General features: G+C 51.9%; 10 protein-coding genes. 4 read left to right on the top strand and 6 right to left on the bottom strand.

From position 1 onward, the window contains the following. The first annotated feature begins 17 nt into the window (after positions 1-17). Positions 18-707 carry an ABC transporter ATP-binding protein gene (locus ACR3FE_RS24815; protein WP_458210527.1) on the top strand — a complete coding sequence of 230 codons (690 nt, stop codon included), beginning with the start codon at positions 18-20 and terminating at the stop codon, positions 705-707. 92 nt (positions 708-799) lie between these two features. On the opposite strand, the gene ACR3FE_RS24810 is transcribed toward ACR3FE_RS24815, so the two are convergent. Then, positions 800-1,813, bottom strand: coding sequence for an AAA family ATPase (locus ACR3FE_RS24810; protein WP_458210526.1), 1,014 nt, complete (start codon positions 1,811-1,813; stop codon positions 800-802). 153 nt (positions 1,814-1,966) lie between these two features. Further along, entirely contained in the window at positions 1,967-2,194 is a 228-nt protein-coding gene (locus ACR3FE_RS24805; protein ID WP_458210525.1) for a hypothetical protein, read from the bottom strand. A 743-nt stretch (positions 2,195-2,937) separates the two neighbouring features. Between ACR3FE_RS24805 and ACR3FE_RS24800 the strand changes: the two genes are divergently transcribed. Then, positions 2,938-4,236 (top strand): prolipoprotein diacylglyceryl transferase, encoded by a 1,299-nt coding sequence (locus ACR3FE_RS24800; RefSeq protein WP_458210524.1) that lies wholly within the window; start codon positions 2,938-2,940, stop codon positions 4,234-4,236. A gap of 90 nt (positions 4,237-4,326) precedes the next feature. On the opposite strand, the gene ACR3FE_RS24795 is transcribed toward ACR3FE_RS24800, so the two are convergent. After that, on the bottom strand, positions 4,327-5,388 hold the full coding sequence (locus tag ACR3FE_RS24795) for a DUF4350 domain-containing protein (RefSeq protein WP_458210523.1): 1,062 nt from the start codon (positions 5,386-5,388) through the stop codon (positions 4,327-4,329). 3 nt (positions 5,389-5,391) lie between these two features. After that, positions 5,392-5,667 (bottom strand): DUF8044 family membrane protein, encoded by a 276-nt coding sequence (locus tag ACR3FE_RS24790; RefSeq protein ID WP_458210522.1) that lies wholly within the window; start codon positions 5,665-5,667, stop codon positions 5,392-5,394. Positions 5,668-5,769: 102 nt separating this feature from the next. Between ACR3FE_RS24790 and ACR3FE_RS24785 the strand changes: the two genes are divergently transcribed. Then, complete coding sequence (locus ACR3FE_RS24785) at positions 5,770-6,330, top strand: metal-dependent hydrolase (protein ID WP_458210521.1); 561 nt, start codon at positions 5,770-5,772, stop codon at positions 6,328-6,330. A gap of 468 nt (positions 6,331-6,798) precedes the next feature. On the opposite strand, the gene ACR3FE_RS24780 is transcribed toward ACR3FE_RS24785, so the two are convergent. Both ACR3FE_RS24780 and ACR3FE_RS24775 read right to left on the bottom strand, forming a co-directional pair. Next, positions 6,799-8,016 (bottom strand): hypothetical protein, encoded by a 1,218-nt coding sequence (locus tag ACR3FE_RS24780; protein WP_458210520.1) that lies wholly within the window; start codon positions 8,014-8,016, stop codon positions 6,799-6,801. 840 nt (positions 8,017-8,856) lie between these two features. Continuing rightward, positions 8,857-9,057 (bottom strand): DUF7835 family putative zinc beta-ribbon protein, encoded by a 201-nt coding sequence (locus ACR3FE_RS24775; protein WP_458210519.1) that lies wholly within the window; start codon positions 9,055-9,057, stop codon positions 8,857-8,859. A gap of 465 nt (positions 9,058-9,522) precedes the next feature. Between ACR3FE_RS24775 and ACR3FE_RS24770 the strand changes: the two genes are divergently transcribed. Then, positions 9,523-10,572 (top strand): helix-turn-helix transcriptional regulator, encoded by a 1,050-nt coding sequence (locus tag ACR3FE_RS24770; RefSeq protein WP_458210518.1) that lies wholly within the window; start codon positions 9,523-9,525, stop codon positions 10,570-10,572. Positions 10,573-10,993: the final 421 nt, after the last annotated feature.

The raw sequence follows: 10,993 nt of genomic DNA, 5'->3' as shown, positions 1-10,993 counted from the left end.
GAGACATCTCTGTAATAATGGCCGAAATCGTCCTCGACGCTGAGTCGATTCGTGTGGTTCGGGGTGGGAAGGAGATTATCTCCGATGTGTCGCTTTCAGTCCCTGCAGATGCACGTCTCCTGATTCAGGGCCCAAGCGGTGCTGGCAAAACGACACTGTTCGACATGCTCGGTCTCCTTGACGTACCGACGAGTGGAACGGTCACTATCATGGACGAGGAGACGGCGTCGCTACCGGAGCGAAAGCGAGCTCGACTTCGACGAGAGACAATCGGATTCATCTTCCAGGACTTTCAACTCATCTCCGATCTTACCGCCTGGGAGAACGCTGCCCTTCCCCAAGACCACACTGGGGAGCGAGACGAAGCCTGGCTCCAGACTCTGTTCGAGAAACTCGAGATCGCCGATCGTGCCAATCAGTATCCTGCGACGCTTAGCGGTGGGGAAAAACAGCGCGTCGCTATCGCTCGGGCACTGGCAAATCGCCCGGCCATTGTGTTGGCTGACGAACCGACCGGTCAGTTAGACCCCGAAACAACCGAACAGGTACTCGATCTCTTGTTCCGACTTCAGGATACTGCGGATACAGCACTGGTCGTCATCAGCCACGACCGGCAACTCCAATCACGATTCGACGATGTGGTTCGGCTTGAAGACGGGGTTATTCATCAAAATTTTGAGGCGGATGCTTCTTCTGTACCCGAGTGAGCTTCTCCACGAGCGGCAGGGTGAAATTAATACAGACTGTTAGTCTGAATTTGAGGAATTCCTACTTCCCACCATCACTTGATACGGCTGCTTCAGACGGGGCCATCTTGGTTTCCCCACTTGGTGGCGTCACCGAATCCAAATTCAGACGGGGCCATCTTGGTTTCCCCACTTGGTGGCGTCACCGAATCCAAAATCTCATCGATGATGTCGACGGTCGAGCGGTCACTCAGTTCGGCGTCGGTGCTGAGAACGAGTCGGTGTCGCATTACAGGCACTGCGAGTGCCTTGACGTCATCGGGAATCACATAATCACGGCCGTGAATCGCTGCCCGTGCTTTCGAGGTATGCAATAACGCAAGCGTTGCCCGTGGCGACCCACCGTGCGCAAGATCAGTATTGGTTCGGGTCGCTTCGACGATCGATTGGATATACTTTCTGACTGAATCGGCCACGTGGACGGTCGTGACCTGCTCGCGCGCTGCGAGGATTGCATCAATACTGACGACCTGTGAGATGTCGTCAGGGCCGAGTTCAGGATCCGTATTGAATCGGTCGATGATTTCTAACTCATCATCCTTTGTTGGGAGGTCGACCGACAGTTTTGCCTGAAAGCGGTCGCGCTGGGCTTCCGGCAGTTCGTACGTTCCCTCCATCTCGATCGGGTTCTGCGTCGCGATGACGATGAACGGTGTTGGTAACGGAAGGGTCTCACCCTCGATCGTGACCGTTCCTTCCTGCATCGCCTCCAAGAGTGCGCTCTGGGTCTTCGGCGTCGCACGATTAATCTCGTCTGCGACCACGAGATGGGTGAAGATCGGCCCGCGCTGGAGTTCGAACTCACCCACCGGTTCCCGATACACGTGTGTGCCAGTAATATCGGCAGGCAGGAGGTCAGGCGTCATTTGAATGCGGGTCGAATCAAGCCCGGTCGCGCGTGCAAATGCGTTAGCGATGGTGGTCTTTGCGACGCCGGGGACGCCTTCCAGGAGGACGTGACCGCGAGTCAGGAGCGAGATTGTGATTCCCTCGATGATTGTATCGTTCCCGATGAGAATCTTGTCCACTTCAGTCAGTAAATCAGCATAGAGGTCAGCGGGGTCCATTGATACCGAAGGTTTCGAAGCCGAGAAAATAAATCAATGGGTTCGACACGTGGAACTACTCGGATCGATGGGTTTCGCAACGAATCTTGGAGACATGTGGCTTGAAAGCAGTATATCGTCGGGTTGAGAGACTTCGGACTGACGGCATTTCGTTCACGGCAATCTGAGTTCACCCGAAACTTCGTACAGATAGCCCTTGTTCAATAGCTCATCAATAGTCGCCGTTGCAAATTCTTGTTCAAAGTCCCGTTGACGGAGTTGTACCACTGCTTCGTCACGTGATGGATTGTCATCCCCGGAGGTGATAATCGGTGTGAGATGGTCGAGTGCTTCTTCTGCTGACGGGCTAAGCGGCGTTCGTGAATTGTTGTCCTCTTCCATTTCTTTGGGGGGTGAGATAACGGCTCGTTTCAGAGAGATCTGCGATACCGCTGTCTTCAATCTAACTTCAACATCACACCCCATATTCTTTGCTTTCCGTCTGGCATTTTCGCTGAAACGTTCTGTACCGCTCGTGCGTTCAATCCCCGTTTATCACTATTGTCGGGTATTCAGCTTGCTTTATCCGGAAATTCGAAAGTTGGTCGCAAATTGCATCAATCTGGGTATCGTGCTTGCTGAACCACTCCGCCGCCGCTGTTGTAGTCTCGATTCCACACGAATTTGCCGTGACTAATCCATCGGCTTCGAGGACACGAACCGAATACCGGACTTTCGAAAGGGGGTAGCGTGTTCGATTCGCCAGTGTGACCAATCCGATTGGCTCGTTGGATGCAATTGTCTCTAGCACAGCAAGATGGCGGGTGAGAATACGACATTCGTTCTCAACTCTCGCAAACATGTTGTTTAATAGTATATAATATATTATAAAAATATTTTGGAAATTGGTTTCTCGAGAGGTGGCAGAACGGCAAGGAGAAAGCCCACGACTGTAGTCAAGCGAGGAAATCACGGCTCGAATATTATACTCTGCGAAAAATATATAATATAATACTGTTGTAATATTTGTCACACGGTTGAGTACAGTATAGAAAAATGGAGCCCGACACCAGCACGGGTCCACCCAAACGTACCTGCGCACCGAACGACGCACGAGTCGCGTGGTTAAACACCGATATTGAATCATGCTCCCCACCGAAACAAATCAGATCAAACAGTTCGAATCGTATACAAACGGCGTCACGGTCGAGAAGACACTCAGTATTAGCGATGATGACATCGGTGTTGTCGGCATCACCATCGACTCCACGCACGATGAACAGATCACGGTGCAGGTGACTGACCGCCTTCCAACTGGATTCGATACCGACCGTATTGGCTTTCGCCCAGACGATCGTGAGCGCTGGATTACCTCCGACGAATCCGTGACATTCGAGACATCCGTTTCGGAAACGGAGAGCGTTGAAACGTTGTATGGAATCAACGACACAGACAAACCCGAACTCCGACGGTTTGTCGGCAACCCGGAGGTGACTATCGAATTCGACGGTGAAGTCGTCGGAGATTCAGTCCTGAGTGACGAACCTGTGGAGGCGTCACAAGATACGTCCACACCAGCGACACCAGACGATGCGAACACGTCGTCCGATTCGATTTTGAACGATACGTCGGTAGAGACGGTCTTGGCCGACGAGCCAGTGGAGTCCTCCGATGACTCTACGGCTCAGGAACCAATTGATCCGGAACCGTCTGAACGGTCGTTCTTGATGGACGATACAGAAGCGGCAGAATCGACGGCAGAGACACCGACAGATTCGGAGGAGGCCGTCAGTGAGACGACGGCGGCCACTGAAGCGCCCGTTGAACCGCGGTCTCCTTCGGTGGAATTGGATCTCGGCGCTGAATCACATGATGTAGTGGCTACCCTTGTGGCTGAACTTGAACAGGGGAATCTCACGGAGCATGAACGTAGCGTTCTGGTTGAGCACTTTGGCCATAGCGAAGGCGATACTGATGCACCGGTGAACGGCAGTGTTGTCGCACGCCTCAGGCACGTCGAGACGACTGTGAACGATCTCGAGGCCTATACGGCGGCGCTCGAATCGTTCCTCGATGAAACTGGGGACGCACAGGAATTACTGACCGAAGTCGAGGAGACACGAGAAGCCCTCTCCACTGTGCAGGCGGATCTCACGTCAGTAAAGACCAGTCTACAGTCAATGGCAGATCGTCTCGATGGGTTTGAGACGGTTTCGGAGACTGTCGACCGCCTCGATGAACAGATGAACGAGGTAGAACCGACTGTGGCGACGCTCAGAGACCACCACGAGGCGATGGGTGACAGGATTACGGATCTCGAATCAGAGATGGAGTCGCTCCAGACAGTCGTCACGGCGAATCGGTCATTCCGGGAGTCGGTGGAGACAGCCGTCACCAAGGGTGAGGCTAGTGACCATCTTTCCGACGCTGACTCGGCAGAGTGAGTACTATGGCGTTCACGACAGAATTCTCTCGCTGAAAAAATAGCACACCGTCGCTTCTGAATTGACTAGTTCGGACCTCCGAAAGCGATCTTACTCGTTTCGCCGGTCGTGGAGTGATTGGACGACGCGCTGGAGGCGATCTGACTCCCAGTCAGGGTGATGACGATTGAGGTACGATATCATCGCTTCGTCATCCATTGTTGGGGAGTCCACGGCAGATGAGCGGGTGACAGTCGACCGGAGTTGTGACACCACATCCGGCCGCTGGAACCACACGAATACCGCGAGAACGCCGAGAAGACCGACGCCTGTCTGTAAGAACGCAGAGTCACGAAGAATCAATACAGCGAGTGCGAGTGGTGGCAACTGGGCTGTATGCGAGTAATCGAGGAGAACGTGCTCCTGTTGTGCGAACACATGCGTCACAAATGCGTGATTGCCCGGTTGGTCGAGCATGACGTTGATCATCATACTCGGATCGCTGACGACGATTACACGCCCTTCTCCAACACGTTCGATAGTAGCGACAGGTGAACTGGCGAGTGTCTCGTTTTCATCGAGTGCTTCGTTTCGATTCGTATCCAGATAGGCGTATTCGGAGGCCCGGACGAGAGTGGTCGCATTTCCTGGCGTCACTGCGGACCCATGGTTGAGTGTCAGTGCCGAGACGTTGGTGACCAGCGTGTGATTCGAGGCGTTTCGTGCGATCGGCATCGCCGGTGACCGATAATGATGGCGTTCGTCACGCAGGGGGCGCCCATCGATGCGTGCTGTTGCACCAATGCTTGCTAACAGCGCGTTCGAGTGTTCTCCGTAATCCTCGGCGACGACCAGTGTGCCACCACGCTGGACGAACTGACGGAGGTGTTGTTGTTCTGTTTGTTGATACGGACGGTCGGGCGAGAGAATGACGGCGACTGTCTCATTTGGATTGGCCTTGGTATATGCACTCGTGTTGTGAATGATCTCTGGTGACGCACCAGCGTCACTCGCGACCGTCCGGAGTCCAGTCGCCCCATCCCACGCAGCGTTGTATGCACCAAATGACGTCGCAGAGGTGCTCGCCGCAACTATCAGCCCAAGGATGGCGAGACATGTCAATCCCGCAAGGACGAGCTGTGGATACGACCGGCCAAAGGGTGCGTCACGCATTGCTTAGAACACCCCGGGCGGGAGGATTGCGAGAATCCGTCGAATCACGATATAGCCAAAGATGAGCAAGCCCAGTCCGATGAGCCACTTCAGCCGCCGTCGCCATTTCGGTGTCACGTTGAACGGTGCCGTGAGCTCGATCATGACGAGAAAGCCGATCAGCGAAATGACGAAGAAGAGTTCGACAGAGACGGCATTAAGCGCTGTTAGCGCGAGGAGGGATGCGAGCATCCACGTGATCTGGCCATGGATGAACCGGCGACGGCGGTGTGTGGGCATCTATTATCGCCAAATCACGTTACTCATACCAAAGTATCGGTTCGAAGAGATTGGAACGAAGAACATATCCACGCTGGCCCACTAACCGACTATACCAAAATTATGTGGCCCTGGGGACACCTTGCTGTTGGCTATCTGCTCTATTCGGGCTTCTGTCGGGTTCGCTGGCAGCGACCACCAGTGGAGACGGCGGCGATTCTCGTCGCATTCGGGACGCAGTTTCCCGATCTCATCGATAAACCGCTCGCGTGGACGTTCGGGGTTCTCCCAACTGGACGTTCACTGACACACTCGCTGGTACTGGCGAGTTTACTACTGGGCATTGCATTCGTCTATGCCCGTCGGAGCGACCGCATGCATCCAACACATTGGGCAGCCTTTGCCACCGGATATCTCTCTCATCTTTTCGCTGATGCGCTTTACCCACTCTGGACAGGTGAGTACGCGTATACCGCGTTCCTCCTGTGGCCGGTGACGACGACACCGCCCTACGAAACCCAACAGAGTTTCGTTGCCCACTTCATGCAGATGGAGGTCACTTCCTTCTTCCTCGTCCAACTTCTGCTCATGGCTGGTGCTCTTATCGTCTGGTGGCTTGATGGCACCCCTGGCAAGAATCTTCTGCAGTCGGGAACCCGACGTGCGTTTTCGTGGACGAAGTGAAAGCGTAGTCTTTGAGCGGCGAGCGAATCGGGTCCTGGCGGTGAAATACAACCCTTATATATATCAACGTAGAAGATAGTGTGCCGTATGTATCGAAAATTTGCCCTCCTCGGTGTCGCATTGCTCGTTGCTGTGGTGCTTTGGAAGAGACTCTAGGTCTCGCTCTTTTCAACCGCAGCACATACCAAAAGTACAGCTATAGAGCCACCTTCTGTTCGTGGTTCCTGTCTCCCATTTTTGCTACGTATCTTTCTTAAGTAGAAACATTAATCTGCTTTTACATTCATTTGTGAGTGCTGGTACGTTATCAGTGATGTCGGTGGCCGGCTACTGATGACGACCGGCGTTCGGCAGTAATACACGGTGAAATACTCGTGGGCGGGGGACGTGTCACCTCGCCAGCCGTTTTCACACCTAACTCTCACTTCCAGTGACCGCATACTAACGGCTTTCAGGTAGGAAGGTACCTTACTTATTTGGTGTGACGAAATATGTCCCTTCCTTCCCATTTTCATAGGTGAGTTGAATAATGAAAAAGTCCGCATCTGTAACTTCCTTATCGAACTCAAGGTAGACCGTTGTCGACGTCTCATTTCCAGAAAGCGTGATCTTCGGGCTCAACGTTTGCGTATCGCCTTTAACGGGAAGCGTTGCAGAACTATTTCCCCCTAAAGTTGCTCGGATGTCCGCTTCACTAGGTATTGCACTTTTTTTGTTGCCATCAAAGAAGAAACTGATCCGCGCGCGTTCCACTGTTACATCTGTATCTGCGGTGTTGTTTAGATCAATTTCAACTGTCTTATCTTGTGATCCAGTACCGGAAATCCGCGTATCGCGCAGTTCAACATCCCCAGGCCCGACGGGATTGATTTTCACGTTCGAACTCTCACGAGCACCCGACGGTGGTACTGCATTCACACCCACTGGGCCACAATTGATAGTATACTCTCCTTCCGGCGTCAGTGTCAGTTTGTTATCTGCAACGTCGATGTTTGCTGGGTCTACTTGCCCATCTAACAGGGTTTCCCAATTGTCTTCTGTGAGCTGTGTCGGAAGCACGACCGTCGCATTGGTTACACTGGACGACTTGAGTTTCCCAGCCCGTGCATCGAAGACGATCGGTTGGCTGGTCGCAAGGGAGTACTGTGAGCGGAGCGGGATTAGATTAATCGTATCTCCCACTACGAGTGTCTGCCCAGAGAGCGGGACATTCGCGCTCTCAAATTGATTGTAGAGGACCGAATGCTCATACACGGTTGTAGGCGCATTGTGATAGGCATGATAATTGGGTTCATAGACGAACAATCGGGTGACGGAGTCGCCAGGGCAGACGTCTGTACTGATTTCCGAACCGCTCTCATCGAATACTTTCAACGGTTTTTCATCGGTTGTACGGATATGCCCAGCTGGTGCTGGTGGGTTAATAGTGATCACGCGGGTTGGATAGCTTGTCCCCATTTCGATCGTGACGTGAGCACTCGTCCCCGTTTCTTTTGACTGGAGAATGGCATTGCGAACATCGAGAAGATCGGTCTGAACGCGAAGATTGTGTTTGAATTCAACTTCCCCATTCTGTGCGGGAACGGCTTGGGCTTGATAGAGACTCAGTGTGATAATTAAGAATGCGTCAAGAATCATTGTTCCGACGAGATTTGATACCCCTCTCTCGTCCGTACGGAACTCCATGATTTCGAATTAGACAAATAAAATATAATTGTAGTCATGAAATCTTTTCGACTTCTTATACCATCACCCGGAAGTAAATTGGGAAGAAGAGGCGTTAATATACTCAATAGATGGGTTCTAGTGCAGGATTGATGTCTCACTGCTCGATTTCGGAACGGCAACAATTCGGCTGAATAGATAGGATAAGAGAGGTATTCAGTACTAAGTTTCCAACGACAACGTAAACATAGGTTGCATCAAACGCAGTATACGGCCCCATTACGTATACAAAAACGTCGTCATCTAGTTGTTGATTAGAAGGCTGAGGTGCATCCTGTTGAATACGAGCAAATACTGACTCTCCTTCGAATCTGAATCCATAATCCCGACGACTCATTATTAGGTAAATGTCGCCTGTGGTGCTGTCACTCGAGATTGACGAGTTGACCGTACTGTTCCCATCCAGTCTCTTCTCGCCGTTCCACGTACGGTGTAAACCAATCCGTTGGTGACCGATTCAAGCGGATTCGAAATGCGGGTGTTTCTTCATTGTTTTGTGCGACTTCGATTCGGACTCCTGCCTGATCCCGCTCGATTTCCGTAGTCGTTCCAGTGACTTTTCGGCCGCCGATACAGCGACAGGTTACACGCTCATTTTCGCCGAGTCCTACTATTGACTCCGAGAGTGTAGGTATTCAACATGTCTCTAACCACCAACTAAGTTATAGAAGTTATGATTGAAACTAGATGTATAGAACGAAGGAACGGACTGGGATCCGGCAGACTGGATACTCTCTGAGGAGCAACGACGTGAACTACTCCACCTTACTTGCACATGAGCATGTTACTGACTGGGCTTGTTCACGCGTTGTTCATCCGCTGTCTCGTCGTCTCGCCGCATGTTTTGCACATCGTAACCCGGTATGGTTCGCGAGAGAATTTTACGTTCTCAGCTTGCTTGCTCTCCGTCCGAATCTCGATCCAAACCTCGTGTGAGGTATTGCGGCTACAGGGCTCACATAGTTCGACAACCGTCTGAAATCCATGATGTTTTGCTGCCATGATGCCTCCCTTTCTTAGCTCTACAAGCACTGATGAGATTATAAATATCAATCTTCGTTAGCTTGCGTTCGAACTGTTTTGACCCGGTAATAGAGCTTGAATTCCAATTAACAGTTGAATATCAATAGAGAGGCTTCCAGGATGTCAACTGCAGGAAACACAAGAATACGCATATCTCGCTGACCAACGCAAGAGGATTGAATATCTGTAATCCAATATTGAAGAGAAACCCCTTTCTCAGGGAGGCAGCGTTACCCATCGAGTGAACCGCCTCGGGGTCACGCCCCGAGGCATTCGCCTTGGCTGCCTGTAGAGTGAGATGGTTCACCGGTTCATGGGAGACTGGCTGTCAAATGGACGAATATAAGTGAATGGCCTGTAAAAGAAACATAACTAATCTTAGAATATTATATTTATATCGGGCATTAAAATAACGAAACAAATCAAGAATGGGGAAATTGAAGAATGGATAATCAGGACACAGAAGAACTCCGTGGAGCGTCCAACGTTCTTGTGCTCGCACCGTTAACGCCGGACGGTAATCGAGCACATATGGAGTTCATTGCATCGACAGTAACAGCAGACACGAACATTGCGTCCGTCACATATACTCAGCCACCAGTGCAGTGGCTTGACGACTGGCACCAGAATATCGGAACGTTCCCTGGTGAGATACACCACATTCACGCGAGTGGGATGGCCCAAGCCGACTCGAACGACGAACCGGTTCCCGACCGCGTGAGCACTGAAGTCGTTGACCCGACGGATCCGATGGCAATCATCGCCCCGCTGAGCGATCGCTTAGAAGCGTGGGCGGACGGCGACACCCGACCTGTCGTGTCGGTACAGACGCTGACCGTCCTCCTCGAATACGTCGATTTCGATACCACGTTTCGCTATCTCCACATTCTCACACACCGAATTCAGGCTGCGGATGCAACCGGTTATTTCCAGATGGATCCCGATATCCATGAGCCAGAGATTGTGAATGCTCTCAAACCATTGTTCGACGTCGTGGTCGAACTGTCCGAGGGAAGTGTCGAGTGGAACCCGACCGCTGGCGTCTCCTCGGACACAGATACAACAGACCTGAGCGACTCCGCAACCACCAACACATCGACAAACCAGTCCAGCGATGGCCTATTGTCATCGATACGAACGACGCTTTCCAAACTATTCGACCGGAATGAGTCGAATGACGACCAATCAGGAGTTGCACCCGATGACGAACCCGCACCCGTAACGCCGGACGTCGAAATCGAGGAAGAGCAGACTCCGGTCAAGGATAGGGAAGAAGAGGAGATGATTACTGACCAAGAACGGATTCGTTCACTGCTGATGCAGTATGGGGGGCGAATGAAGCAGGCCGCTTTCACGGACGAAACACAATGGTCGAAATCATCCGTGAGTAGAAAACTCTCGGAGATGGAAGCAAACGGCGAGATAACACGTGTCCAAATCGGCCGGGAAAACGTTGTGTTCCTCGGTGGTTCCGAACCGGATGCGACGAAGTGAGATTGCCTGTCTTGCTGTCATTCGAGATCAACGAGCCGGCCGTACCGTTTCCATTCATTCTCTTCTCGCTGTTCCACGTATGGCGTAAACCAGCCCGTCTTTGACCGATTGAGGCAGATGCGATGCGACGGCTCTTCCTTATAATCACATGATATTTCGATTCGAACATCAGTTTGATTCTTCACTATTTTCGTGATTCTTCCAGTGAATTCTCGACCGTCAAGGCAACAGTGACAAGTCACACGATCGTGTTTAGTGAGACCCACTACCACCCCTGGAAGTGTAGACATATGCTATATTTGGGCACTGTCTAGTTAGGCCAGTTTAAGAAGCGAGCAGTTCCGTGGTTTTGGTGTTCATGCTCAACCAAGAACTGCTCAGTGAAACGTTAGAGACGGCGAATCTTGAATGTTGGGAGAAT

The organism is Haladaptatus rarus, assembly GCF_054177585.1.
Note: the sequence above shows the minus strand (reverse complement) of the source record. Positions and strands in the feature narration are given on the sequence as shown.

Coding starts and splice junctions, on each gene's coding strand:
- ACR3FE_RS24815 (WP_458210527.1), top strand. CDS start 18: ATGGCCGAAATCGTCCTCGACGCTGAGTCGATTCGTGTGGTTCGGGGT.
- ACR3FE_RS24810 (WP_458210526.1), bottom strand. CDS start 1,813: ATGGACCCCGCTGACCTCTATGCTGATTTACTGACTGAAGTGGACAAG.
- ACR3FE_RS24805 (WP_458210525.1), bottom strand. CDS start 2,194: ATGGAAGAGGACAACAATTCACGAACGCCGCTTAGCCCGTCAGCAGAA.
- ACR3FE_RS24800 (WP_458210524.1), top strand. CDS start 2,938: ATGCTCCCCACCGAAACAAATCAGATCAAACAGTTCGAATCGTATACA.
- ACR3FE_RS24795 (WP_458210523.1), bottom strand. CDS start 5,388: ATGCGTGACGCACCCTTTGGCCGGTCGTATCCACAGCTCGTCCTTGCG.
- ACR3FE_RS24790 (WP_458210522.1), bottom strand. CDS start 5,667: ATGCCCACACACCGCCGTCGCCGGTTCATCCATGGCCAGATCACGTGG.
- ACR3FE_RS24785 (WP_458210521.1), top strand. CDS start 5,770: ATGTGGCCCTGGGGACACCTTGCTGTTGGCTATCTGCTCTATTCGGGC.
- ACR3FE_RS24780 (WP_458210520.1), bottom strand. CDS start 8,016: ATGGAGTTCCGTACGGACGAGAGAGGGGTATCAAATCTCGTCGGAACA.
- ACR3FE_RS24775 (WP_458210519.1), bottom strand. CDS start 9,057: ATGGCAGCAAAACATCATGGATTTCAGACGGTTGTCGAACTATGTGAG.
- ACR3FE_RS24770 (WP_458210518.1), top strand. CDS start 9,523: ATGGATAATCAGGACACAGAAGAACTCCGTGGAGCGTCCAACGTTCTT.